This window comes from Sneathiella glossodoripedis JCM 23214, assembly GCF_000616095.1.
Taxonomy (GTDB): domain Bacteria; phylum Pseudomonadota; class Alphaproteobacteria; order Sneathiellales; family Sneathiellaceae; genus Sneathiella; species Sneathiella glossodoripedis.
The window spans coordinates 1271138-1295447 of record NZ_BAMS01000001.1 but is presented as its reverse complement, the minus strand read 5'-3'; the positions used below and the strand labels follow the sequence as shown (position 1 = coordinate 1295447).

24 protein-coding genes and 1 pseudogene are annotated in these 24310 nt (G+C 45.4%); 10 read left to right on the top strand and 15 right to left on the bottom strand.

The annotated features are described in order from the left end of the window. Nucleotides 1-33 precede the first annotated feature (33 nt). Nucleotides 34-720, top strand: a complete 687-nt coding sequence (locus JCM23214_RS22205) for a lysozyme family protein (RefSeq protein WP_025898243.1) — start codon at nucleotides 34-36, stop codon at nucleotides 718-720. Here JCM23214_RS22205 and JCM23214_RS19440 read toward each other — a convergent pair. The 6 genes from JCM23214_RS19440 to JCM23214_RS06450 form a co-directional block, all read right to left on the bottom strand. Continuing rightward, nucleotides 709-1794: a bifunctional transcriptional activator/DNA repair enzyme AdaA gene (locus JCM23214_RS19440; protein WP_037492624.1), complete on the bottom strand. Its 1086-nt coding sequence runs from the start codon at nucleotides 1792-1794 to the stop codon at nucleotides 709-711. The two genes, JCM23214_RS22205 and JCM23214_RS19440, sit on opposite strands and share 12 nt — an antisense overlap. An 88-nt stretch (nucleotides 1795-1882) precedes the next feature. After that, nucleotides 1883-2155, bottom strand: coding sequence for a hypothetical protein (locus JCM23214_RS06470; protein WP_025898242.1), 273 nt, complete (start codon nucleotides 2153-2155; stop codon nucleotides 1883-1885). 85 nt (nucleotides 2156-2240) lie between these two features. Then, on the bottom strand, nucleotides 2241-3449 hold the full coding sequence (locus JCM23214_RS06465; protein ID WP_084264601.1) for a CCA tRNA nucleotidyltransferase: 1209 nt from the start codon (nucleotides 3447-3449) through the stop codon (nucleotides 2241-2243). Between the two features lie 8 nt (nucleotides 3450-3457). Next, nucleotides 3458-3733 (bottom strand): DUF6111 family protein, encoded by a 276-nt coding sequence (locus JCM23214_RS06460; protein ID WP_025898240.1) that lies wholly within the window; start codon nucleotides 3731-3733, stop codon nucleotides 3458-3460. Continuing rightward, a complete protein-coding gene (locus tag JCM23214_RS06455; RefSeq protein WP_199899352.1) occupies nucleotides 3727-4371 on the bottom strand; it encodes a CoA pyrophosphatase in 645 nt (214 codons plus the stop codon). Before JCM23214_RS06455 ends, JCM23214_RS06460 begins: the two co-directional genes overlap by 7 nt. Next, entirely contained in the window at nucleotides 4361-4948 is a 588-nt protein-coding gene (locus tag JCM23214_RS06450) for a DUF1285 domain-containing protein (protein ID WP_025898238.1), read from the bottom strand. Before JCM23214_RS06450 ends, JCM23214_RS06455 begins: the two co-directional genes overlap by 11 nt. Before the next feature lie 87 nt (nucleotides 4949-5035). On the opposite strand from JCM23214_RS06450, the gene JCM23214_RS06445 reads away from it, so the two are divergent. Genes JCM23214_RS06445 through JCM23214_RS06430 form a run of 4 tightly spaced genes read left to right on the top strand, consistent with a single transcriptional unit; the run spans nucleotide 5036 to nucleotide 11779 of the window. Then, entirely contained in the window at nucleotides 5036-6034 is a 999-nt protein-coding gene (locus JCM23214_RS06445; RefSeq protein WP_025898237.1) for an AAA family ATPase, read from the top strand. A 1-nt stretch (nucleotide 6035) separates the two neighbouring features. Further along, a complete protein-coding gene (locus JCM23214_RS06440) occupies nucleotides 6036-6932 on the top strand; it encodes a DUF58 domain-containing protein (protein ID WP_025898236.1) in 897 nt (298 codons plus the stop codon). After that, nucleotides 6933-9695 carry a DUF4159 domain-containing protein gene (locus JCM23214_RS06435; RefSeq protein ID WP_025898235.1) on the top strand — a complete coding sequence of 921 codons (2763 nt, stop codon included), beginning with the start codon at nucleotides 6933-6935 and terminating at the stop codon, nucleotides 9693-9695. Next, a complete protein-coding gene (locus JCM23214_RS06430; protein ID WP_025898234.1) occupies nucleotides 9692-11779 on the top strand; it encodes a hypothetical protein in 2088 nt (695 codons plus the stop codon). Before JCM23214_RS06435 ends, JCM23214_RS06430 begins: the two co-directional genes overlap by 4 nt. A 6-nt stretch (nucleotides 11780-11785) precedes the next feature. On the opposite strand, the gene JCM23214_RS06425 is transcribed toward JCM23214_RS06430, so the two are convergent. After that, a complete protein-coding gene (locus tag JCM23214_RS06425) occupies nucleotides 11786-12301 on the bottom strand; it encodes a GNAT family N-acetyltransferase (protein ID WP_025898233.1) in 516 nt (171 codons plus the stop codon). A gap of 270 nt (nucleotides 12302-12571) precedes the next feature. Between JCM23214_RS06425 and JCM23214_RS06420 the strand changes: the two genes are divergently transcribed. Beyond that, nucleotides 12572-13210 carry a flavin reductase family protein gene (locus tag JCM23214_RS06420; RefSeq protein WP_025898232.1) on the top strand — a complete coding sequence of 213 codons (639 nt, stop codon included), beginning with the start codon at nucleotides 12572-12574 and terminating at the stop codon, nucleotides 13208-13210. Nucleotides 13211-13212: 2 nt separating this feature from the next. Here JCM23214_RS06420 and JCM23214_RS06415 read toward each other — a convergent pair whose 3' ends face one another. From JCM23214_RS06415 to JCM23214_RS06400, 4 genes are all read right to left on the bottom strand, one after another. Continuing rightward, a complete protein-coding gene (locus tag JCM23214_RS06415) occupies nucleotides 13213-13908 on the bottom strand; it encodes a DUF1194 domain-containing protein (RefSeq protein ID WP_025898231.1) in 696 nt (231 codons plus the stop codon). Between the two features lie 99 nt (nucleotides 13909-14007). Then, nucleotides 14008-15408: a TRAP transporter large permease gene (locus JCM23214_RS06410; RefSeq protein WP_025898230.1), complete on the bottom strand. Its 1401-nt coding sequence runs from the start codon at nucleotides 15406-15408 to the stop codon at nucleotides 14008-14010. After that, nucleotides 15405-15956: a TRAP transporter small permease gene (locus JCM23214_RS06405; RefSeq protein ID WP_025898229.1), complete on the bottom strand. Its 552-nt coding sequence runs from the start codon at nucleotides 15954-15956 to the stop codon at nucleotides 15405-15407. Before JCM23214_RS06405 ends, JCM23214_RS06410 begins: the two co-directional genes overlap by 4 nt. Nucleotides 15957-15998: 42 nt before the next feature. Then, entirely contained in the window at nucleotides 15999-16982 is a 984-nt protein-coding gene (locus JCM23214_RS06400; RefSeq protein ID WP_025898228.1) for a TRAP transporter substrate-binding protein, read from the bottom strand. Nucleotides 16983-17221: 239 nt separating this feature from the next. On the opposite strand from JCM23214_RS06400, the gene JCM23214_RS06395 reads away from it, so the two are divergent. The 3 genes from JCM23214_RS06395 to JCM23214_RS06385 are packed head-to-tail and all read left to right on the top strand — an operon-like array spanning nucleotide 17222 to nucleotide 20130. Further along, nucleotides 17222-18115: a DMT family transporter gene (locus JCM23214_RS06395; RefSeq protein ID WP_148301782.1), complete on the top strand. Its 894-nt coding sequence runs from the start codon at nucleotides 17222-17224 to the stop codon at nucleotides 18113-18115. Between the two features lie 18 nt (nucleotides 18116-18133). Beyond that, nucleotides 18134-19279, top strand: coding sequence for an AsmA family protein (locus JCM23214_RS06390; RefSeq protein ID WP_025898226.1), 1146 nt, complete (start codon nucleotides 18134-18136; stop codon nucleotides 19277-19279). Continuing rightward, complete coding sequence (locus JCM23214_RS06385) at nucleotides 19246-20130, top strand: AsmA family protein (protein ID WP_084264599.1); 885 nt, start codon at nucleotides 19246-19248, stop codon at nucleotides 20128-20130. Before JCM23214_RS06390 ends, JCM23214_RS06385 begins: the two co-directional genes overlap by 34 nt. Nucleotides 20131-20181: 51 nt before the next feature. Here JCM23214_RS06385 and JCM23214_RS06380 read toward each other — a convergent pair whose 3' ends face one another. The 4 genes from JCM23214_RS06380 to JCM23214_RS06365 are packed head-to-tail and all read right to left on the bottom strand — an operon-like array spanning nucleotide 20182 to nucleotide 22961. Next, nucleotides 20182-21312 carry a cytochrome-c peroxidase gene (locus tag JCM23214_RS06380; protein ID WP_025898224.1) on the bottom strand — a complete coding sequence of 377 codons (1131 nt, stop codon included), beginning with the start codon at nucleotides 21310-21312 and terminating at the stop codon, nucleotides 20182-20184. Further along, the gene (locus tag JCM23214_RS06375; RefSeq protein WP_025898223.1) at nucleotides 21309-21722 is read right to left on the bottom strand and encodes a hypothetical protein; all 414 of its coding nucleotides are present in this window, start codon (nucleotides 21720-21722) and stop codon (nucleotides 21309-21311) included. The genes JCM23214_RS06380 and JCM23214_RS06375 overlap by 4 nt, the downstream gene beginning before the upstream one ends. Next, entirely contained in the window at nucleotides 21719-22540 is an 822-nt protein-coding gene (locus JCM23214_RS06370; RefSeq protein ID WP_025898222.1) for an amidohydrolase family protein, read from the bottom strand. The genes JCM23214_RS06375 and JCM23214_RS06370 overlap by 4 nt, the downstream gene beginning before the upstream one ends. Before the next feature lie 28 nt (nucleotides 22541-22568). Further along, nucleotides 22569-22961, bottom strand: a complete 393-nt coding sequence (locus tag JCM23214_RS06365) for a rhodanese-like domain-containing protein (RefSeq protein ID WP_025898221.1) — start codon at nucleotides 22959-22961, stop codon at nucleotides 22569-22571. A gap of 121 nt (nucleotides 22962-23082) precedes the next feature. Between JCM23214_RS06365 and JCM23214_RS19435 the strand changes: the two are divergent. Next, nucleotides 23083-24284 (top strand): annotated as a pseudogene (locus JCM23214_RS19435) (acyl-CoA dehydrogenase family protein). Nucleotides 24285-24310: the final 26 nt, after the last annotated feature.

Genomic DNA, 24310 nt, shown 5'->3' with positions numbered 1-24310 from the left:
TCCTATACCAGAAGCGGTAGCAGGAGAACCCAAATGCCCAGATTTATATTATCTTTATGTTTAGCAACATTATGGTTAGCAGCAACAAATGCCGCTGCAGCGACCTTTCCGGCAAATGACACCAAGCATTTGAAAACATGTAAAAAAGCGACAGAAAGTAACGAAAAATCCTACCGCTTACCTAAGCGCCTTTTAAACGCAATATCATTAGCTGAGACTGGTCGTTGGCACTCCAAAAGAAAGGAAATAATTGCCTGGCCGTGGACAGTTTATTCCGAGGGGCGAGGAAGATATTTGCCGACGAAAGAGGCCGCAATCGCCGAAGTAAAAGCACTTCAGGCCAAAGGAGTTAAAAACATAGACGTTGGATGTATGCAGGTAAATTTGTATTGGCATCCAAACGCATTTGACACACTTGAGGAAGCCTTTGATCCCGTCACGAATGCAGCTTACGCAGCGAGCCTGTTGAAAAAGCTACGCAATAGCACTCGTTCCTGGACGTTGGCGGTCGCCTACTATCACTCCCAGACAAAAAAATACTACGTCCCTTATCGAAAGAAAGTTCTAGCCCTTTGGCAAAAAGAGCGTCGAAAAGATACAAATGCCCGCATGGCCAAAGCACGCGAAGAATATCGCAAAAGACGCGAAGCCATCCGTCTCAAAATGGAAGCGCAAAAACGCGAGCGGATTGTGAGCCAACCGGCTTCTTCAAACAGTTGAAGGAGAGTTAGCCGATATTTTTTCTTCCCACTTCATGAGAGCTGCTTTGCGTTCGAGTCCCCACCGATAACCATGCAACTTTCCATCGCTTCCCATTACCCTGTGACAGGGAACAACTAGTGAGACAGGATTTGTGGCACAGGCCCGACCAACCGCGCGGGAAGATTTTTCACGTCCCAATTGACGGGCGATCTGCTGATATGTCTTTACATCCCCCGGTGCGATTTTTAAAAGCTCCTGCCAGACCAGTCGCTGAAATGCGGTCCCGTACATATCAAGCGGGATATCCAGTGTGACCTTGCCTTCCTTTTCAAGATATGTCGCAATTACCTGAGCCCAATGGTTTAGTTCGCCCAACTCCACACCTATTTCAGCCTTGGGAAATTCCTGCTCAAGCTCGCGAACCAGTTCCCCGTCATTATTGCCAAAATAAACAGCACAAACGCCTTGTCGTGTACCACCAACCAACATTCGCCCCAAAAAACAGTTGACGATTGTGTAGGCGATTTCTGCCCCCCTGCCTCCTTTTGCATATGACGCTGGCGACATCCCCAAATGTTTAATAGCGCGTTCATAAACCCGACTGGATGAACCATAGCCAGCTCCATAAGCTGCCTCCGTGATGGTCCGGCTTTCCTTTAGCTGTTTCTTGAAGTTTTGGCTTCTAAGCTCATCAAAGTAATCAAGAGGGCCCATACCCATCACTTTACGAAAACTGCGCGACAAGTGATCCTCGCTGAGCTTCAACTCTTTTGCCAACATCTTCAGTGTCGGCTTACCTTTCTCTGGCGCGGCTAAATAATTTTTCAGGATTAAACAAATCCGTCTTGCCAATTCAGCTTTGGGATCCGAGGGGCCCAGTTCGTCGGGTCGACATCTTTTGCATGCTCGAAACCCCTTCAATTTTGCTTCTTCTGAGGTTTGAAAGAACAGGATATTTTCTACATTAGCCTGCCGGGAAGAACAGGAGGGTTGGCAGTAAATTCCTGTCGTGCGAACGGCATAGACAAACTCACCGTCAAAACTTCCATTTCGGTCCCGAACAGCATCCAGCATTTCAATTTGCGTCAACATTCAAACATCCCCTTGCATCTACAGGAATGTTACTATCGAAATTTTACAGTACAATCCATCCGGTTTCCGACACGTAATTCGGATGAGCTCAGGCCGCTGTTTCTTCAGGTTTATTCTGATCAGGTTCATCACCTTCAGAATCTGACTTATTTTTACGGCGAATAATAATATCACCATTTTCGAGTATTTCCGGCGCCGAGTATTGAGGGATAGTACTCACGAACAGACTAAGTGCATCCATAAGTTTGCTGATCCCTTCTATAGCTAACTCATCAACAGATTTTTCATCAGCTGAGGCATCCAGAGGCTGCTGCATCAAAAAAAATGCCCCAGCAATTGCCGCAAACAAGGTTCTTCGCATCTAGTTACTCCCCGTATAAACACTTTAATAAGGATGCTCGCGGATTTTGTCATTTTCAAGGTCCACATAATATTCAGCAATAATATTAGTGTCTCTGAAGCAGCATTTCCTTGGTTGGTCTAAACCCTTCATCAATCCAATACTGTTCAAGCTCCTGCAGTTTTATTCGTATTTCCGGTCCTGCAACCATTTCTTTATCCAGTAGATCCTGCCCTGTTACAGGAAATTCAGGGATTTCCCAGTTTTGAGCGAATTCTATACTGGACAGTAGTTTCACATCCGGCTCTTCCTGAGAAGCCAGCAATAACGTAACCTGATCCAGATAGCGCCCCCTGCCCAACCGATAGATCAACTCCGTTGTTTCGCGTTGAGCGGAACTAAGCTTTTTAAAATCCCACAGATCTGCCAGCCTATTTATTTGTGCCTTTGACAACCTCAAGGTAGAGAGGACTTCTTGTGGGGACCTTTGCTCATCAGCAATCAGGCAGCCCAGCCTCAAAATCGGATCCGGTTTTTCAAGCTGCAGTTCCAATAATCGTTGCAAGTTTGACAAAGCAGGCGGTTTATCAAATAGAAACTCCCAAACCTGTGTTTCATTCATCAACCTCAATGCTAACATCGGGCTTTCTGCACACAACAACCCAATAATCTCTTTTGTAACTCTCTCTCTTGAGAGGCTTTCAAGCCCAGTTTTAAGAGCTCCGCAAGCCTGTAGAGAAGCTTGATGAAGGTCTGAACTGGAATATCGCGCCAGGAATCTAAAGTATCTCAGAATTCGTAAGTAATCTTCCTTAATCCGGCTTTCCGGCTCTCCTATAAAGCGAACCAAGCCGGATTTTAGATCTTCAATCCCTGTAAAATAATCGTAAAGATACCCGGATGCATCGACCGAAAGTGCATTAAATGTAAAATCCCGGCGCGCCGCGTCTTTTTGCCAGTCATCTGTGTAACGCACCGTTGCGTGACGGCCATCAGTTTTGACATCCTCTCGAAGCGTCGTAATTTCAAAATGCTGTCCATCAATCACCGCCGTCACAGTTCCATGTGCAAGCCCGGTCGGAATAACCTTAATGCCCCTGTTTTCGAGTAGCTTGATAACTGTTGCCGGTTTTACTTCCGTGCAGATATCAAGATCTTCACTTGTTGCCCCAAGCAAGGCGTCCCGCACGCACCCTCCCACGAAACGCGCTTCTCCACCCGCTTTTCTGATAAGGCTCAGAATACGCTGGCTTCTCTCATCAACCAACCATGCGGGCGTCGTATTTAGATACGTGCTCAGAAGTTGCTTGTGCAAATGGCGTCTCAGTCCTTCTCGTCGGGTATTATTTGGGGATCAATCAAGCGACCGTTTTCAAAGCGTGGTGGAATGTATTTTCCATCTTTTGGAGGATCCTGAACCGCCCATAACACAACAAAGCTTGCAGCCATTAATGTCAGGCCGATGATTGTCACAATTGCCGTAGATTTACCTTTCCAGGTTCCCTCCCCGCCTGCGCGCTTCAGAAAATACAGATAAATCCCATAAACGACGAAAGGAATTAACAATGGGATCAGATGAAATAAAAACCCTCTCAACATATGGTCTTGGCCCTTTCAGACAAATCCTTGAGCATTCCGGCAGTTGCCCCCCAGATATAATAATCGTTGTAAGGCATGGCGTACCAGAACCTCTCAATCCCGTTATGAAAGCCACTGTGTTTTTGGTGATTTCTCTCATCCATCAGAAAATCAAGTGGCACTTCAAAAATTTCGGCAACCTCGCTTTCTTCTGGCACCAGATCAAAAGCCGGCTCAACTAAGCCTACCACGGGGATTACCGAATATTGAGTAACGGTAACATAGGGACTCAAACTTCCGATCACTTCCACCAAATCAGGGTCGAGGCCAATTTCCTCCCTGCTTTCACGAAGGGCTGTGCATACTGGTGTGTCATCCTCGTCTTCTGCGCGACCACCCGGAAAACTGATTTGCCCCGCGTGTTTCTTCATATGAGAAGACCTTCGCGTCAAAATAACTGATAACTCGTCATCCCGTACAACGATAGGTACCAAAACGGCAGCAGGTTTAAAGGTCCCAATTTTACCCGGAAAACTCGCAGGGTTAAGATCATGGTCACCCTTGAAGCTGCGCCGAAGGACTTCTTCATGAGCTTCACTCGTTGGCGCGGGGTCTAAAAAAGCCCCAAAACTCTCTCTCAAGATTTTTCTATTGTTCACCAAAAAGTTCATCTACTGACCCAAACTCATAAAATTCACCGCTACTCCAGACACCGAAACGAGGCTCCCCTTCAATGGTCTCCTCTACTGCCAGTTCCACCAGATCATAAAATACAGACCGTACGACCAACGCTTCCAGATTACTTCTTACAAGCACATACGGAGAAGGCTCTCTCGTTTGCTCTTCAAAATCCATTCGCAATGGGTGTTCTTTATCTACAATCACATATTCATCTACATGAGTGCGAAAACTTATGACCTGATTACGCCCTTGGCCCTCTACATACATCTGAACCGCGACAAATGGCACATCATCAACAGTAATTCCAATTTTCTCTACTGGCGTCACAAGATAGTATTTGCCATCTTCATCATATCTCAAGACACTAGAGAAGAGTTTCACCAACGCCTTACGACCAATGGGCGAACCTAGATAATACCACGTTCCATCACGCGCAATCCGAATATCCAATTCACCACAATAATCCGGATTCCACATATGCACTGGTGGATGCTTTTTATCTTTTATTTGCTTAATAATGTCATTAAGCGCATCGCTCGACACAGTACTTGTCATATTTTAGCCTTATCCTAGCTTATTCTGTATTATGGATCATTATGTACACTCGCGTCACTGAATTTCAAAAAATAAGTTGGAGATCTGATGGAAAATCTAGAAGCAACAGATGAAAATATACGCGAAGAAATCAAAAACCTCTCGAAGAAATTCGCATCTCTTACAGAGGAAATAAGCAGACAGATTTTTGGTCAGCAACAAGTGATCGAGCTATCGATTATAACTCTTATGGCTGGTGGGCATGCGCTCTTGATTGGCGTACCCGGACTTGCGAAGACAAAACTGGCAGAGACATTGGGCGGCGTCTTCGGACTTGATGAAAAACGGGTTCAATTTACACCTGATCTGATGCCTGCGGATATCCTCGGATCTGAAATTCTGGAAAAAGACGCATCTGGACAGCAGCATTTTCAATTTTTGAAAGGCCCGGTTTTTAGCCAACTTCTTATGGCGGATGAAATCAATCGAGCCAGCCCGAGAACTCAATCTGCACTGTTACAAGCCATGCAGGAAAAGCGTGTGACAATTGCTGGTGCCACTTATGAACTGCCAGAGCCATTTCACGTCCTAGCCACTCAAAACCCGATTGAACAGGAAGGGACTTACCCCCTTCCAGAGGCTCAGCTAGACCGGTTTCTGCTCCAAATCAATGTAGACTACCCCGACGAAGCAACTGAGCGCAGAATTCTGTTAGAAACCACTGACAATCGTTCACATAAGGTTGAGACTGTTTTAAGCCCGCAAGAATTAATCGAAGTTCAAAAACTGGTGCGCGATATTCCGGTAACAGACCAGACAATTGATGCAATTTTAAGCCTTGTTCGGCAGGCGCGTCCGGAAAGCACAGACAATAACCTTGTTAGATCTCACGTTGCATGGGGCCCTGGGCCACGCGCCAGTCAGGCGCTTATACTGGCGGCACGCGCTCGAGCCTTTTTACAAGGGCGTTTCAGCCCATCCGTTGACGATGTCATTGCATTGGCCCCCGCTGTTCTGCAGCATAGAATGTCTGTAAGCTACTCGGCCAGAGCGGAGGGTGTAACAGTAACAACAATTATTAACTCATTGCTCGAAGAACTTAAATAAAATGTCATTATCTGACAGCTCGCTATTTTCAAAAATCAAGCTTCGCGCAAATGCCGAAGAACTAGCGGGCAGTTTCCCAGCACTACTGATAAAGGCTGAACAGATTGCGGCAACTATTGATGTGGGGCAGCATGGCCGAAAACGGGCTGGTACAGGTGAAGATTTCTGGCAATTCAAACCTTATTCAACGGGTGATGAAACCTCTGAAATCGATTGGAGGCAATCAGCAAAACGTGGTGAAATCTTTATCCGGCAAAAGGAACAGGAAAGCTCTGAAACGGCATGGTTCTGGATCAATCAGGACGACACCATGCATTTTCAATCTTCATTAGCTGCGTACAACAAAATTGAATACGCCAATCTGCTAACTCTCGTTCTTTGTATCTTGCTCAATAGAGCGGATGAAAATTTCGGTATATTGGGAGAGATGGAGACCGCTGGGCATGGCTTATCGCATTTGGAAAAAGTGGCCCACACCCTTCCATCTGCAAGAGATAAAGCCCCATCACAAGCAGGTGAAAGCACCCATGCGAAAGCAAAATCGAAATTCTTACTAATCAGCGATTTTCTTTTGGATATAGCAAAGCTTCAAAAAGAAATCAGTGCAATCTCAAGCGAAAAATCTGACGGTATTATCATACATCTCGCTGACCCTGCAGAAGTTGATCTACCCTATTCGGGCAGAGTGTATTTTCAGGATATGCAAGGCAGGCCTGCCGCAGAGTTTAAGCAGGTAGAGAATATCAGGAATGATTACCACTCAGCATACTCAAAGCATCAAAACAACCTGAAGAACCTGGCTGTCAGGTTTGGCTGGCAATATGTATTCGTGCGGACTGATCGAAAAATCGCTGAAACAGTTATAGAACTCTACAATTTAATTCATGAGGGCCGCTAGATGATTTCTGCGCTTTCCTCTTTGACCTTCGCTTATCCCTGGGTTCTTTTCCTGCTAATAACATTGCCACTTTTCTATTGGTTGATCCGAGTTACACCACCCAAACCAAAAATCATTACTTTTTCTGCAGTTCAATTTTTACTTGGGTTATCTGATCGACAAGAAACCACCATCAGCACGCCATGGTGGCTGTTAATTCTGCGTCTTTTGATTGCTGGGCTCGTTATCCTTGCAATAGCGCAACCACGCCTTTATCCCAACACGCCCTTGGATGGAAGTGGCCCCATTACCATCCTTTTGGACAATGACTGGGCGAGCGCTCCTCACTGGACCGCCATTGAGCAAAAAACGAAAGAAATTGTTACCAAAGCAGACGCTGATGGTAGACTGGTAAACCTGATACCACTTGCTGGATGGCCGACTAAAAAGCCTGCAAAATCTAACCCGGAACCTCCAAAGGAATTGCTTGAAAGTCTGGGTTTGATCCAACCAGTTGCCTGGAACCTGTCCGAAACCAGACTTGAAGATATTTTTCAAAATATTTCGGATAACAGAAATGGAAGTTTCCATTTGCTAACAGACGGAACTTTAACTGGTATTGATCCTGAACGGTTCAGAAAATTCCTTCATGATGTCGAGTTGAGGGGGAGCCTCTCAGTTTACAAACCGGAAACGATTGAAAATATTCCGCTTATAGGCCCGCCGCGATATGAAAATGGTGGATTGCTAATCCCCCTTACAAGGGTGAACGCAGATCAGGCCCAGAGTGAGAGTTTACTGATCAAGTCAATAGAAGGGCATATCCTTACGCAACAGGAACCTTTCTTTTCAGCGGGCGAGAGAGAAACTCAAGTCTCCCTGAAACTGCCAGGCAGTGTACTGAACAAAATAAAAAGCCTTCAAATTGCAGGTAAAAACTCCGCGGGGTCCCTTTACCTAATGGACACCCGAAATCAGCGTAAAAATGTGGGGCTGGTGTCCTCGGATCAGTTCGACCCGACACAGGCCCTGCTATCAGAACAGCATTATCTATCTAAAGCGCTTGCGCCTTTTTATAACGTAAAAACCGGCGAAATTGACGATTTACTGACCAAGGATACGGCTCTTATTTTTATGGGTGATACCGGAAACCTTCTGGAAGAAACCGAACTAAAAATTTTCCAATGGGTTGAGAGCGGTGGTGTCCTTGTCAGATTCGCGGGAGTGAAGCTAGCCAACGCAAAAACGAGTTTAACACCAGTTCCATTAAGACAAGGCAGCCGCAATCTTGATGGCAGCATTTCATGGACCACACCTGCAAAACTTGGTGATTTTAGCAAAGAAAGCCCTTTCTCAGGGCTCGCACCCACATCTGAGATAACTGTAAACAAACAAATATTGGCAATACCATCACCTGATTTGGCCAACAGCACATGGGCCTCCCTATCAGATGGAACACCGCTTGTTACAGGAAAACGTTTTACTGATGGGCATATCGTTCTTTTTCATACAACTGCCACTCCGAGTTGGTCAAACTTGGCTATTTCCGGTCTTTTCGTAGAAATGTTGCGAGAAATCGGTCAATTGGGGCACTACGCTAAAAACGCGGAAACCATGAATACCCGCATGCTTCCTCCCTACCAACTGATGGATGGTTTCGGATATTTCAATTCCGCGATGTCAGAGGCTTCTCCGATAGAACCTGCGGCCACATCAACCGCAGTGTCGCAAAACACACCGGCAGGTTACTATGGTGACGCAACTTTACATGTAGCGCTGAATATAGGGGACTCAGCTTTTCCCTATGAAGTCATCAATCTGGATTCTGTAAACGCCACCGTTAGCAGTATTACTGTTGGCAAGGAAATCGACCTGAGGCGCAACTTACTTTTAATTATTCTCTTGCTTGCAGTATTTGACCTATGTGTGCTTCTCTATTTTAAAGGTGTTTTCGAGCCGTTCAGACGTCCAAATACTAGCTTGTCAGCAAGCTTTTTGGTAATTTCTATATTCCTGTTTTTCTTCACTTCAGCAAGCTTGGCAGAAGAAAACGTGGAACGCCTGTTGGATGCAACGCTGGATACAAGACTGGCGTTTGTTCTCACAGGTGATCCGGAGGTGGACAAAATAACAGCGGCAGGTCTTGCAGGTCTAAGTCAGACACTGTTACGGCGAACATCCGTGGAGACAGCGCCTCCGATGCAGGTTGACCCAGAAAAGCACGAACTGCTGTTTTACCCCTTCGTCTACTGGCCAGTGACTGCCGATTTTCCGGAATTGAGCTCTCGTGCCATTTCGCGAATTAATCGCTATCTAAAAGAAGGTGGCACGATTGTCTTCGACACACGCAATCAGCATAAAGTTGGCCGCTATGGCGGAAATATCTCAAACAGTCCTGAGAATATCCGACTACAAAAGATAGTTTCAAAATTGCAAATACCTTTGCTGCAAATAGTACCGGTTGACCATGTGCTAACTCGTTCATTTTACCTTATGCAGAGCTTTCCCGGCAGATATGAGTCTGGCAATGTATGGGTTTCTCTCACAAGTGAAGGCGATGGAAATGATGGCGTTTCTTCAGTAATTATCGGATCAAACGATTGGGCCGCCGCTTGGGCAATTGATGAACAGGGACGAGCGATGGTCAGCGTCATTCCCGGGAACGAAAGACAGCGCGAACAAGCACGCCGATTTGGCGTCAATCTGGCGATGTACACACTTACAGGAAGTTACAAAGCGGATCAGGTGCATATACCAACCATTTTGAACAGGTTAAGCCAATGACCGCGTCGCAATATTACGCGGATATTACCTTTTCTCCCCTCATCGCAGGAGAATGGATTTTTGTAATTGCTGCACTGACGATTGCCTCGCTTGGTTTTGCAGTTTGGCAAGAGGTTAGACCGATATATTTCAGGGGCGCTTTTTTCGCGTTCGTTCTGCTTCTCCTGTTAAACCCGCAACTTGTTGAAGAGCAGCGTAACTATCTCAAAGACACCGTATTAATACTTGAAGACGTCTCAGACAGTCAAAACACAAACGATCGCTTGAAACAGACCCTCGCGACAAGTGAAAAAATTCAGCAAAAGCTTGCACATTTTGAGAATGTGGAAGTTCATGTGCTGAAAGTTGGCGGTGAAAATAATCAGCTGGGTGAGCAAAGCCAGGGTACCCAGCTATTTAGGGTCCGCGACGAATTTCTATCCACATTTCCAGTAAATCGGCTGGCAGCAACAATCTTGATTACAGATGGTCAAGTTCATGACATTCCCTCTGACATGTCCCGTTTCGAGAATAGCTCCCCCGTTCATACGTTGCTATCCGGTGCGAAACATGAAACTGACAGAGTTTTAACCATCGAGAAAACACCGGGATATGGAATTGTCGGAAAAAGCGTCAGTTTTAAATACAAGGTGTCAGACTATGGTGTACCGAACGAAAACAAGACTGTGGTTGTATCCATAGAAATGGACGGTGAAATTGTTAAACGTCAAGCAGCTCGAATAGGAAAGACACAGACGGCAGTTCTGGATATTCCTCATGGCGGGTTAAACCACATTGTTCTTGAAGTGGAAGCACTTCAAAATGAGTTAAGTCTGAAAAATAATGTTGCCATCTTCTCTGTGAACGGTGTTCGCGACAGACTTAAAGTGTTGCTGGTGTCAGGTGAACCACATATGGGAGAGCGAAGCTGGCGCAATATATTAAAGTCTGACCCTTCAGTTGAACTGGTTCATTTTACGATCTTGCGTCCTCCTGAGAAACAGGATGGTACCCCTTTAAAAGAGCTTTCATTGATCCCTTTTCCTATTGTGGAGCTGTTTGAACAGAAGCTTGAAGAGTTTGATCTGATTATTTTTGACCGATATAGACGCCGTGGCGTCCTATCTTCGCATTACCTTGCCAATATCGTCAAATATGTTGAAAACGGGGGAGCATTGCTCGAAGCCGCAGGCCCCTCCTTCGCAACACCATTGAGCTTGTATCGGACACCACTCTCTGTTGTGTTACCGGGCAAACCAACAGGCGAAATTTACGAGGAGCCTTATATTCCTGCCGTTAGCGAGCTTGGGAACAAGCATCCCGTAACTGCAAGCTTGGCTCAAAACGGACCCGGTAAAAATTGGGGGCGTTGGTTTCGGCTAATTGACACGCACGTGGTCCAAGGAAATATTCTTATGACTGGACCGGTAAATAAGCCACTATTGGTGCTTCACAGGCAAGGTAAAGGCCGTGTCGCGCAACTCATGTCGGATCATGCCTGGCTTTGGGGGAGAGGTTTTGATGGTGGTGGGCCGCAAAGTGAACTGTTTCGGCGTACTGCTCACTGGTTAATGAAAGAACCTGAGTTGGAAGAAGAAAATCTGATCGCAACGGTTAAGGCTGGTACACTGGAAATAACTCGGCAAACGGTTGACCTTCCTGATGACAACCTAGAGATAACAATGCCTGACGGTCAAATCGTAAACACCACGCTTTCACCTACAGAGGATGGCCGTTACACAGCCTCAATCCCACTAAATGGAAAGGGACTATACAGGCTACGCACCACCGGAGTATCCAGTGTCGTTGCAGTTGGGGAGCTCAACCCTCTGGAAGAGCGTGACGTAAGAGCTACTGAAGAGAAAATCAGACCTGTTGCTGAACGTAGCGGAGGCGGAATTCACTGGATAAATCAGGCGCCCTTGCCTGATTTCAAACGAACAACCTTCACTGGCAATCAATCAACAGATTTGTGGTGGGGGCTGGTTGCCAACAAACGTTATGAAATAACTGGTTATTCCAAACGTACTTTGCTCCCAGAACTTCTTGCGATTGTTATCCTGCTTGGACTGTTGTCACTTATGTGGTGGCGAGAATCCCGGTAACGCGAATTAGTTCAGAGCCAAATCTGAAAGGGCCTTATGCCCAGTCACTAAACCTTTCACATTATCAAGTGCACCATCTTCAAGTTCACATACCAAAAAGCGATGAGCTTCTACTGGCCCCGGTAACTCAAGCCCTTTTTCAAACGCTGAGCTAAACCCGAAACGCCCGTAATAGGCGGGATCACCAACTAGAATGACGATCTTGTGCCCTAAAGATTTTGCAAGCTGCAATGTATCTCGAATGAGACCAACACCAATTCCCTCTCCCTGACGCTCTGGTTGTACGGCAATAGGTCCGAGAAGCAGCGCTGGCACTTCACCTGCAATCTTTAAGTGCCAATATTGAATTGACGCCAATAGATTTCCCGCCTCTCGCGCAACCAGACACAGTTCAGGAATAGAATTTGAATTTTGCCGAAGGGCATAAGCTGTTTTCTTAAACCGGTCTTCACCGAAACTTTTATCCAGCAATTTTTCAATAGCCGCATGGTCTTGCGGCTGTTCTGGGGTAATCTCATACATAACGACATCCTGACAAAATAGGGAAACACCCACCAACCGGTCAGCAAAATTTTTATGGAAAAAGAACAGGCAGGCGGAAACACCAGCGCATTAATGCGCTGTCTTTATCGTCGTCGTCGTATAATCAATACCTGTGTCATAGGAATTGATCTATCACACTCGTTCCATGAAATAAAGCAATTTAAAAAGCTACTTGCCACTTGCGCGGATTGAACTGTATTTTCAACCTAACGCAGGGCGCGCACCAAAAGTAACCCAAAGAGGCCGATTTTGTATTACAACACATCAGATCACCACGGACTGAAACACAACCCTTTTAAGGCACTAATTGCACCGCGTCCAATAGGTTGGGTCAGCAGCCAAAACAAGGCTGGTGAACTAAATCTGGCGCCATTCAGTTTTTTTAATGCCATGTCAGATGGACCGCCAACGGTAGTCATGGGTGTGAACGGAAGCCATAGCGAAGGCGGTTATAAAGATACTCTCGAAAACATCCGTGAAACTGGTGAATATGTAGTCAACATGGTTACTTATGAAATTCGGGATGCGATGAATGCGACATCAGAAATGGTGGAAAGGGCTGTTAATGAATTTGAACTCGCAAAACTGACCGCAGCCAAAAGTAACGTCGTTTCAGCCCCCCGGGTTGCTGAAAGCCCCGTTAATTTGGAGTGCACGCTCATCGATATTATAAACCTTCCATCCAATAACCCCGAACATCCCAATACAATGGTTGTGGGTCAGGTCGTCGGCATTCACATTAGCGACGACATCATAAAAGACGGAATGATTGACATGAAAAAATATCATCCGCTGGCAAGACTGGGATACCGTGACTATACCGCTGTCAAAGACGTATTCAGCTTGGCTCGCCCTGATCAGGAAGCACAGGACAAAATCCACAAGTAACCCTACATTCCGATAAACTCACCACGAATTTCCCGTGCTAGCTTCTTTTGGATAGCGCGGGAAAAATCTGAATAATCTCGCGCCTCCTCGGTAAAAGAACCTATTCCTCCAATTACGAAATTCTTGTAATAAACGCTCAGATCCGGCTCTTCATTCGATATGGGGAGGCCATTTATAATAATACCAAAATCCAATATATCTCCTCTGACCTGAGAAGGTTCCGCTCCCATTGAAACACGGCCATCCCCGGAAATATCGATGACTTGACGGGTCGCTAGTACGGGATCAGACTGAAGTTGTTTCAATGCCAAGCGAAGTGCTGGTGCAATGGCAGTGCCCCCATAATCGAAAGCCCTTGGCAGATACTCTATTTTCTTTGCAAATTCATCAGCGTCAGATGCGGATTTTATATCTGTCCACCCAATGCTAACTTCCTGTTGTTGACTACCCGCCCATTGAATCAAGCACACTCTGATATGACCGAATAACCCAGATGATATCGCCTCTTTCACTTCACGACTTCTGAAGGCTGAAACATAACCGCGCATCTGCAGGTCAAATTCATCATAATTCACACTTGAAGACACATCGACTGCCAATACAAGCTGCAAATCTATGGTCGCATTACTTGCAAGCGCCGGACGCAAACTCAATATCAATGGAGTTAGTATACAACATATAGCCCATAAAACTTTCATCCAAAGACCTTCACATCCAAAATCCAAGGGATGATTATAGTGTCGAAAGTGACCGAAGTTAGGCTAAAAAAAGGGGCGCTCCAGAGCGCCCCTCCATGGTTATCGATATCCTCTTAGATGATCTATATATTCCGGCAGGAACAAGGATATTTGCGGAATATAGGTGATTAATATTAGGAAGAACAGCAATATGCCGAGCCAGGGAACGGCTGCCCTAACAACCCATAATATGTCGCGCCCCGTTATCCCGGCTGTGACAAATAAATTCAGCCCAACAGGTGGCGTGATCATACCAATTTCCATGTTTACAACCATGATAATCCCAAGGTGAATGGGATCAATTCCATATTGCATGGCGATGGGGAACAGAATAGGTGCCATGATTAACAAAATGGCCGAAGGTTCCATAAAGTTACCAGCCGCCAACAACAGCAAATTCATGACAATCAAGAATCCCCACGCTGGCAGCCCCATGCCTGTAATCGCTTCACTCAACATATGAGGAATACGTTCGGTGGTCAGCACATGGGCAAACAACATCGCATTGGCGATAATGAAAAGCAGCACAAAACTGACCTTTGCACCATCGAGTACGACCTTCTGAACATCACTCGAAAATACTGCTTTGGGTATGGATATTATGGAAATTCGCAAATTCCGAGCAATACTCCCAACAACACTCTCACCAGCAATTTTCCACGGAACCCCTTTTAATGGCCCCATATCCCTGTATCCAACAACCGCTATTAAGAAAGCATAGACTGCAGACACTGCTGCTGCCTCAGTTGGACTTGCGATACCGCCATAGATGGCACCAAGAATTATCACAATCAGCAATATGCCCCCAGATGCACTAAAACCAGAAGATAAAAACTCCTTCAGCGTTGCACGTTCCTGCGCTGGCAAGCCTTTAATGCGCGCATAAACATAAATCGCCAGCATCAACAGAAGGCCCATCATGATACCGGGTATAAAACCGGCCATAAACATTCGCGCAGCGGAAACCTCAGTTGCGGATGCATATACCAGCATCACAATTGAGGGAGGAATCAAAATACCCAAAGTACCTGCATTGGAGATCACGCCCGCTGCAAATTTTTCAGGATACCCGGTTTTAACCATTCCAATAATTACGATGGATCCGATCGCTGCAACTGTCGCAGGCGAGGATCCTGAAACAGCTGCGAAGAGCATACATGCCAAAACCGAAGCCATAGCAAGACCGCCACGAATATGCCCCACGCAGGCAACCGCAAATCGGATTAACCTCTTGGCTACACCGCCAGTCGATAAAAATGAACTTGAAAGTACAAAAAATGGGATCGCTAAAAGCGTGTAGTGCTCAGTCAAATTATCAATAAATTTAAGCCCCATGGAGGCAATGCTGTCTCCGGAGAAAAAATAAATTGTAACCACACTTGAAAATCCCAAAGCGATTGCAATGGGCATCCCCATAAACATGCACAGGAACAATATAATAAATAGTGCTGCAGCGGTCATCTGGCATCCCCCTTACCATCAGACTTTATATCAGCCCCCAAGTCTTTTAGTACTTCTTCGGCTTCATCAGCCAGATGAAAGCCGATCTCTTCGCCCTTGACCATCTTCCAAAGAAGCTGAAGAAAACGAAAAAACAATAACCCAAAACCGATAACCAGGATTGAATGGGCCATCCATTTTTTGATAGTCATATCCTGCATCTCAAGACCGATTTTATGCATCTTCTCAAGATATTCCCAGGATCCTACAAACAATAATCCGCAGTAAAACAGGCATAGCAACACCGCGACGATTGAAATGGATCGTCGGATGTTGTCAGGAAACAGCTTTACAAAGGCATCTACACCGATATGCGCCCCTACTCGGACCCCATATGATGCTCCTATCAGCACAAACCAGGCCGAAACCAACAATGTCAGTTCCTGTATCCACAACACACCGGAACTAAACCCAAACCGCATCACGACTTCTACAAACACGAGCCCGGTCATGATAACGAGAAGGAGGGAAATTACTCCCTCCTCCAGCTTTCCAATAATATGACGCACAGTTAATCTCCTATGTCGTCACCCGAATTTTCGGGATTGAAATTAGTTGTTTGAAGCAACAGCTGCGTCAATCAGATCCTGTCCGATTTCACCAGCAAACTTATCCCAAACCGGCTTCATTGCTTTTACCCATTTGGCACGCTCTCCATCTGATAATTCCAGAATGGTTGACCGACCAGATTCAGCAATACGTTTACGATCGCTTGTTGCCTTGTCTTCTGCAATTTTATTGCCGTGCGCGATTGCTTCTTTCATAGATGCATCAAGAACCGGACGAATATCGTCAGGAAGACCATTCCAAAACTCTGCTGAAGTCACGACCAAATAGTCAATAAGACCGTGGTTGGAGGCAGTAATATGTTCCTGAACTTCAAAGAACTTTTTGGAATAGATGTTGGACCAGGTATTTTCCTGTCCATCAATTGCTTTTGTTTGCAGCAGTAGAAACACTTCAGAGAAGGGCTTTTTCAAAGGTGTCGCACCAACAGCCTCAAATTGCGCTGCAATCACGTCTGAAGACTGAATACGGAATTTCAGGCCGTTTGCATCTTCAGGATTGCGCAACTCGCGAGTTGCTGACAACTGTTTCAGGCCATTGTGCAAATACCCAAGACCAAGCAACCCCTTGCTATTCATGGAATTCAGAAGTTTTTGGCCTGCGGGTCCATCCTGGAACTTAGCCACAGCGTTCATGTCTTTGAACAAAAACGGCAGATCAAAAACCTGAAGCTTTTTGGTATATTTGTTGAATTTCGACAAAGATGGTGCAGCCAAGTGCACATCCCCCAGCAACATGGCTTCCAGAACGTTGTTGTCGTTAAAAAGCTGAGAGTTTGGGTAAACTTCTACTTCAACCTTACCAGGCAAGCGAGATTCAGCTAGTTCCTTAAATTTAAGAGCCATTTGCCCTTTTGGGGTATTTTCAGCCACCACATGGGCAAATTTGATCTTGATAGCATCGGCTTGGGCTGCAGTTGCTCCAAGCATTAAACCAATAGCAGTTGCTGCTGCTGTCAATAAACGCATTCGTTTCTCTCCTCTGTTTTGTTGATTTTGCGCCCGTTTGTCCGAACGTTCTGTTTTCGGTACTTTGCCAATGGCATTCCGTGTTTCTCTACATTTACCCTAAATCAACTTTCAAAACCATGTTGAAGTTTGAGAAAAATATGATTTTCTGTTTTGCATTGCTGGTGAGCTTAACTAAGGTGTTAAAAATAAACATCTTCTGAATTTTATTGCCGCAATTCAAACTTCAACTGAAATCAATGTTTAAAAACAAGGCTCCCCTCTATGTTATGGTGTTTGGCTCTCTGTTCGGTGCCACCATCAGCTTCGCGAAATTGGGAGCGCTCAACGGCCTTGATCCGCTAACTCTAGTGTTCTGGCAAATGTTGATCGGTGGCATTTTGTTATGGCTTACAGCCAAAGTACTCTCACAACCGGTGCGAACGGACATTCGACATACCCGCTACTATCTGATCGCCGGTTTGCTGGGAAATGCCGTACCAACCACCCTTGCTTTCATGGCATCCGTGAATATAGGCGCTGCACTAACCGGACTTGTTTATCCGTTGTCTCCGGTTTTTACCTTTGCCTTTTCCCTGTTGATCGGAATTGACAAGGCCAGCCCCCTCAAAATTACAGGAATGATATCTGGTCTCGTCGGTGCATTTTTGATTGTGCTGCCTCCCGCCCTTGATAGCACAAGTGATGGCACCCAAAACATTTCAGCCATTTGGCTGGGCCTTGCGTTTCTAGTGCCGATTTTTCTAGGTCTTGGGAACATCTACAGAAGTATGGATTGGCCCACGGGCACCAAACCGATCCCTTTGGCATCTGGAATGCTAATCGCTACAAGTTTATTACTTCTGCCAGTACTTTTATTTAGCGATGCCCAAGTTTGGCCCGATTTTAACAACAATATAGCGATCACCGTATTCCTTGGTAATATTGTAATATCCTATGTCGGCTTTATCTTTTATTTCGAGTTACAGAGGATTGCAGCCCCTGTATATTTCAGCCAGATATCCTACTTCATTACAATTACCACATTAATATTTGGTGTTTTATTATTCGGCGAAAGCATTAAATGGTACATGATACCAAGCATAGTTTTGATATTTGCAGGGTTATACTTGGTAAGTAAGAAACAGAATTAACCAATTTCCGAGAGGCGCATGATGAAAAAACTGGCCTATGCGATAGGCGCTATCGTATTAATTCTCATAGTCGCAGTTATTGCAGTTCCCTTTTTAATTCCAGCGGAACGTATAAAAACCGAACTGATGATCGCCGCGAATGATGCGACTGGACGCACGCTTAGCATCGACGGAGATTTTGGCGTCAGTGTTTTTCCTGTTTTGGGTTTGAACGCCAGTAAAGTATCTTTTTCCAATGCGCCAACAAGCAAAATTGCCAATATGGCAACAATTGAGAATCTGACTGTTGAACTTAACTTAATTCCGCTGCTTTCAGGGAATGTTTCTGTCGATAAGTTCATTCTTGATAAACCGGTTATCGTTTTGGAGGTAGACAAAAACGGTAAAAAAAATTGGGAATTTGAAACTGCAACAACGGATACTGCACCCGAAAAAGATACGAAACCTAGCGAGACATCAGGTGCGTCCGACCTGGGAATACGGGATCTGAATTTAGGTGACGTCCAAATTAAAAACGGCTCCATTACATATCGGGATGAGAAAGCCGGCGTCACTCATGAGATTACCGAAGCCAATGTATCATTAGAACTGCTTGGGTTGGATGAACCATTTAAAACCAGCGGATCCGCCCTTTGGAAAGGGGACAAGATTGAGCTTAACACAGAGGTTGGTGCACTTCGAGCCATTCTTGAAAACAAAGCAACGACAGCGGATCTGTCTGTTCAAGCTCCCAAGGCAGCACTTCAGTTCAACGGAAATGTGACAACTCTGACCCCGCTGAATGTTAGCGGAAAGACTGAACTCGACGTTCCGTCACTTAAAAACCTTGTTAGCTGGATCGGCGATCCCTTGGAAGCTGCCGACGGAACAATGGAAAATGTGAATATTAAAGGCAAGGTAGGCGCCAAAGGTAACACATTTTCTTTTACAGAAGCAGAACTCACATTTGACAAAATTTCGGCTAACGGAAACTTTGTCGTAGATATCGGCGGCGCCATTCCTTCTCTCAAAGGAGATCTGGATGTACCCGTCTTGAATATAAAGCCTTACCTACCGAACAGGCAGACGGGACGCAATCATCCAAAGAAACTGCCTCAACCTCAACTGACCAAGGCTGGGATGACACTCCCATCGATTTTAGCGGGCTTAAACTTGCAAATCTAGACTTTAGGCTGTCCGTTGGGGAATTCCTTGTTCAGAAAATGAAAATCGGCAAAACCAGTTTACTTGCACAACTGAATGACGGTCTTCTTACACTGAATCTCAGCGAACTTGCGCTTTACGATGGTAAAGGCAAGGGCACGGTATCTGTTGACGCCAGACGTGAACAGGCCCGCATCACGAAAGTATTTTCTCTGACAGGGCTTCAACTGCAGCCTTTTCTGACTGACGCTGCAGATTTTGATAAACTCGAAGGAACAGGCAACTTCGAACTGGATATATCCACAACAGGCATTTCGCAGAAAACATTTGTGGGGGCCCTGAATGGAAACGGCTCCATTCTCTTTTCAGATGGCGCAATCAACGGGATTAACCTTGCCGCAATGGCTAGAAATGTTACTAGCGCTTTCACTGGAAGTGGCGAAGTCCAGAAGACAGATTTCGCTGAACTTTCAGGAACATATACAATTAAAAACGGCCTTCTTGAAAACAAAGACCTAAAACTTCTCAACCCGTTCATTCAGGTATCAGGGAGTGGTCAGGTCAACATACCTCCTAAAACACAAAATTATCGGTTGGAGCCAAAACTGACGGCTTCTGCACAAGGACAAGGAGGTTCTGAAGCTGCGGGTATTGTTGTTCCGTTAAAAATTACTGGCACTTGGAATGACCCCAAATTTGCACCGGATCTAGCAGGCGTAATCTCAAATGTTGCCGACCCAAATGCCCTGAAGGAAAAGATTGAAGAGGCAGGAAAGGAAAAGCTTCAAGAAAACCTGAAAGGCGGACTTAAAGAAGGCCTTGAAGGAGGTCTCAAAGGCCTTGGCGGCATGTTGGGGGGCAAGAAAAACTAAGTTACTCATTATCTTTGCTTCAAAAACGCCAGTGGTAACACTGGCGTTTTTTTATAGAGTTTTGAGGAAACTAACTAAATCCTGCTTTTCTTCATCACTAAGCCCCAACGGCCTCAATAAAGCTTCTGTATCCTGATGTATTCTTTCTATATCCAGTTCCGAATAATGAGCGACAACGTCCTCAAGTGTCTTTAAAGATCCATTATGCATATAGGGTGATGTGTTTGATACATTTCTCAAAGAAGGTATTTTAAATTCCCCAAAGTTACGATGAAGCAACCGAATATGGCGTGTTCGGACTCCCACCGTTCCTGTCAGGTCATCGTTATATTTTCCAAGAAGATTATAGGGACTGGCAAGAAGTGTCTGAATTCCGGTATACCGCCCTTTGTCCACCGATCCGTCTGCATTAAACTGACTCATGCCAATATCCGCAAACTCGCCAGTGGTAAATAAGGGCCCGAAATGACAGAAATGGCACCTCCCCTTACCCAAGAAAATCTTCAAGCCACGCTTGGCGTCCTCGGGATACAGGTCGATTGCTCGCTTATCTCCAGCAAGCAATGCATCCCTGAACTGATCAAAGCGCGATCTGGGCGAAATAAGAGTTTCCTGATAGGCAGCTAAAATTTTTCCAAATTGTACATACAGAAGTTCACCATTTAAGTTGCCTGCATCTCCAAAAATACGTTCAAATTCCTCATTTAAACTACGATCATTTTTAATAATTTCCCCAACCTTCGCCACCGTCATATTCATTTCATCCGGCGAAATTATAGGGCGAAGGCTTTGCATCCATAAACTATCCGATGCCCCCGACCAACCGAACCAATTGCTCCAACGTAAATTATAAAGGCTAAGCGTGTTTCGCTTTAATGGTGCAAACCCTCTATTCAAAGAAACACTGTCTGCAAAGCTAAATTCAGGCTGGTGACAATCTTTGCAAGAGAGTTTGTTACCCTTGGAAAAACGTCGATCCCCAAAAAGTTGCTCGCCAAGCTCTATCGCTTCAGGATTTCCCGAGGCTTTGTTGCTGACATCTGCCTGGCTTACAGGAGGCCAAGGGCCAAAACGACTGATCACTATTTTTTCAGCTTTATTAAATGTAACGTCTGCAGATACATCCTGAGCACCGCAAACCATGACTAGAAAAAACAACAAGCATTGGCGCACAAATTTCATTTGAGCACATAATCCAATTTCAGTTTTTCAAAATTGTCTCGCTCTTCCAGTTCTATAATAAATTGCCATTTTCCTGGCATATGAAAGATCAGCCCCACGGCATGATAAATGGCATCTTCCAACTTTCTAACAACTGGCAGGTAATTCATTCCATGGCCATGTTCTGGCATCTTCGCATCCAGCCTCAACCGTCCATCAAATTTTTCGTTATCCTTTCTACACACAACTATTTTCGCCGAAAACGGTTTGGCGACTTGAACCTTTTCTGGCTCTGTGGAGAGGGTAACTGTGTAAATGTCATTATGAGCTGATATAGTCGCCGCCTGCTTTTGTATCGGACAGGCCGCCACATATGGCACCGGAACCATCAGAAAAGCCAAAAGTAAGATCAGGGCAGACCAACCATTCATTTAGACAGCCCCCAGTCCTTTAATCTTTCTGCATTTCTATACGCGATATTTTCACGCACTTGATCGGGCAAAGTCATTAACCATTCACGGCTCCAGTTGGCATGGTCTTCAACGTAAAACCATCTTTCTGGGGTGTATGTATCGGTACCCACAGTAATTCGATCTGGAAACTCCATAAACAGAGCCTGCCACTGCGGGTCAATCTCTCCATTAACGGCATGCTCATTACGAAAAGCAAGATCAGCCATTAAATTCTCGTATGTTGACAACATTCTCCGAATTTCCGTTGGCTGTTCAAATCCGGAATGAGCCCATAAAACGCGCGCTTGGGGCTGAATTTTAAAAATATTTTCCACCGCTTTAGAATCCGAATGAGCGTGCAGAAAAATACCATAGTCATGAGCCAACTGGATTACTTTGCGCATAACTGGCAAATTCGTATCGTCACCAAAGACATGAAACTCCCCAATGCCAGCGTACTTATACTTTTCCAGCCGTCTCTCTAGCATTTGCGGAACACTCTCGTCATATAACCAGCTGCTTAATTCCCCTCTTTTTCGATAGGGGCGCAATACGGGAATAACAAGATTAGGTGCCGCGTCATAAAGCATCTGTGTTCCGTCGTCACTGGAACTTGAGACAAATGCATATTTCAATCCCGCTTTACGGAGCAGTCCAACGGCTTTCTCGGGCGGCAACATTTCCCAAGCGTCATGACTGTAGTGGATATGAGTATCTACGAGTGGCAATTCTTCCGCCGAAGAAAATCCGGTCCAACAAATCGCTAACAATACAACACTGATGATCCCGTATTTCATGCCACTCTCCAGTAGTTATTAAAATAGTCTATTTGGGTTTCTTTTCTTCAACTTTTCCCCCCGCTTCGCGCCAGGCGCCGAATCCCCCGTCGATATGACACACATTTTCGAGCCCCATGGACTGAACTGTGGCGGTCGCAAGTGCGGATCGCCATCCGGCTGCACAAAAAAACACAAACTTTTTTTCTTCGGAAAACTCGGCTCGATGATAGGGACTTTCCGGATCCACCCAAAATTCCAGCATCCCCCTAGGTGCATGCATTGCTCCGGGAATAGCTCCTTCCTTGTAGAGTTCCCTTACGTCACGTATATCGACGAACCTGACATTTTCCTGACCATAAAGCTCAAGCGCCTGTTCAATAGTAAGCGTTGTAATTTTGCTATTCGCCTCTGCAACCATTTCTTTTACTGTTTTTTTCATTTCTTCTCCGTGAAACTGGTTGTATGCTTCGTCATCCCATTAATGACAAATTATCATTATGCTACAATTTACGCTAGGACAGCGCCAGTTGGAAGATAAGTAATAAAAATAAGAGGAAAGCATGGATCTCTCGTTCACACCCCAAGACAACGCATTTCGTGAAGAAGTTGTTGACTTCATAAAAAATAATTTAACGGATGATCTAAAACAAAAGATGGCTGAAAACAGGAATAGCTATCTACCTAAAGAAGATCATGTTCGTTGGCAAAAGGCGCTGAACGACAAAGGCTGGCTGGTGCCGGACTGGCCAACTGAATACGGTGGCCCCGGTTGGACAACGACCCAGAAATACATTTTCGATACAGAAATGGCCAATCATAATGCACCCGGTGTAATGCCGTTTGGTGTTCGTATGTGTGCTCCTGTAATCATGAAATTCGGCACCGAAGAGCAAAAGAAGCGTTTCCTTCCGCGGATGCTTTCTAACGAGGACTGGTGGTGCCAAGGCTATTCAGAGCCTGGTTCAGGCTCCGATCTGGCGTCCCTTAAAATGAAGGCTGAAGACAAAGGCGATCATTTTCTGTGTAACGGATCAAAAATCTGGACCACTCTCGCCCAATATGCGGATTGGATTTTCTGCCTAGTACGCACGAGCAACGAAGGTAAGAAACAGGAAGGCATCTCTTTCCTGCTGATCGATATGAAATCCCCTGGCATCACCGTAAAACCTATTCAAACCTTGGATCTGCCTGCTGAAGGTGCTCAGGAAATCAACGAAGTCTTTTTTGAAGATGTTGTAGTTCCAAAGGAAAATCTGGTTGGTGAAATCAACAAAGGCTGGACATGCGCCAAATACCTTCTCGAATTTGAAAGAGGGAACGCCTACGCTGGTAGACTAAAACGCGGTGCACAGAAAATTAGAACTATCGCAAGTGCGGAAATTGCAAATGGCGAGCCCGTCATTAACGACCCTTCTTTCCGCGCTAAACTCGCGAAGCTGGAAGTAGCAATTCAGGCGCTCGAAATGACTGAATTGAGGATCTTAAGTAAGCTTGCTTCGGGTCAGAATATGGGGCCGGAAAGCTCTCTCATGAAATGCCGCGGGACAGATCTTTACCAAGAAGTGGTAGAGCTGGCACTCGAAGCAGTTGGAACGTATGGCATTCCCTTTATTCCACTTGCACATGGTCAAAATGATGGCGTTGGACCTGATTATGCAAATGGCGCGGCGCCAGATACTTTAATGCCCGCAAAGTATCGATTTATGGCGGCTCAAATGAAATCCAGCGCAATATTATGGCAAAGCTGATTTTGGGTCTGTAATTAAAGTGTAGGAGAGGCCGACAACG

Coding starts and splice junctions, on each gene's coding strand:
- JCM23214_RS06395 (WP_148301782.1), top strand. CDS start 17,222: ATGTTTAAAAACAAGGCTCCCCTCTATGTTATGGTGTTTGGCTCTCTG.
- JCM23214_RS19440 (WP_037492624.1), bottom strand. CDS start 1,794: ATGTTGACGCAAATTGAAATGCTGGATGCTGTTCGGGACCGAAATGGA.
- JCM23214_RS06440 (WP_025898236.1), top strand. CDS start 6,036: ATGTCATTATCTGACAGCTCGCTATTTTCAAAAATCAAGCTTCGCGCA.
- JCM23214_RS06390 (WP_025898226.1), top strand. CDS start 18,134: ATGATGAAAAAACTGGCCTATGCGATAGGCGCTATCGTATTAATTCTC.
- JCM23214_RS06380 (WP_025898224.1), bottom strand. CDS start 21,312: ATGAAATTTGTGCGCCAATGCTTGTTGTTTTTTCTAGTCATGGTTTGC.
- JCM23214_RS06435 (WP_025898235.1), top strand. CDS start 6,933: ATGATTTCTGCGCTTTCCTCTTTGACCTTCGCTTATCCCTGGGTTCTT.
- JCM23214_RS06470 (WP_025898242.1), bottom strand. CDS start 2,155: ATGCGAAGAACCTTGTTTGCGGCAATTGCTGGGGCATTTTTTTTGATG.
- JCM23214_RS22205 (WP_025898243.1), top strand. CDS start 34: ATGCCCAGATTTATATTATCTTTATGTTTAGCAACATTATGGTTAGCA.
- JCM23214_RS06365 (WP_025898221.1), bottom strand. CDS start 22,961: ATGAAAAAAACAGTAAAAGAAATGGTTGCAGAGGCGAATAGCAAAATT.
- JCM23214_RS06430 (WP_025898234.1), top strand. CDS start 9,692: ATGACCGCGTCGCAATATTACGCGGATATTACCTTTTCTCCCCTCATC.
- JCM23214_RS06415 (WP_025898231.1), bottom strand. CDS start 13,908: ATGAAAGTTTTATGGGCTATATGTTGTATACTAACTCCATTGATATTG.
- JCM23214_RS06460 (WP_025898240.1), bottom strand. CDS start 3,733: ATGTTGAGAGGGTTTTTATTTCATCTGATCCCATTGTTAATTCCTTTC.
- JCM23214_RS06425 (WP_025898233.1), bottom strand. CDS start 12,301: ATGTATGAGATTACCCCAGAACAGCCGCAAGACCATGCGGCTATTGAA.
- JCM23214_RS06370 (WP_025898222.1), bottom strand. CDS start 22,540: ATGAAATACGGGATCATCAGTGTTGTATTGTTAGCGATTTGTTGGACC.
- JCM23214_RS06445 (WP_025898237.1), top strand. CDS start 5,036: ATGGAAAATCTAGAAGCAACAGATGAAAATATACGCGAAGAAATCAAA.
- JCM23214_RS06450 (WP_025898238.1), bottom strand. CDS start 4,948: ATGACAAGTACTGTGTCGAGCGATGCGCTTAATGACATTATTAAGCAA.
- JCM23214_RS06410 (WP_025898230.1), bottom strand. CDS start 15,408: ATGACCGCTGCAGCACTATTTATTATATTGTTCCTGTGCATGTTTATG.
- JCM23214_RS06400 (WP_025898228.1), bottom strand. CDS start 16,982: ATGCGTTTATTGACAGCAGCAGCAACTGCTATTGGTTTAATGCTTGGA.
- JCM23214_RS06375 (WP_025898223.1), bottom strand. CDS start 21,722: ATGAATGGTTGGTCTGCCCTGATCTTACTTTTGGCTTTTCTGATGGTT.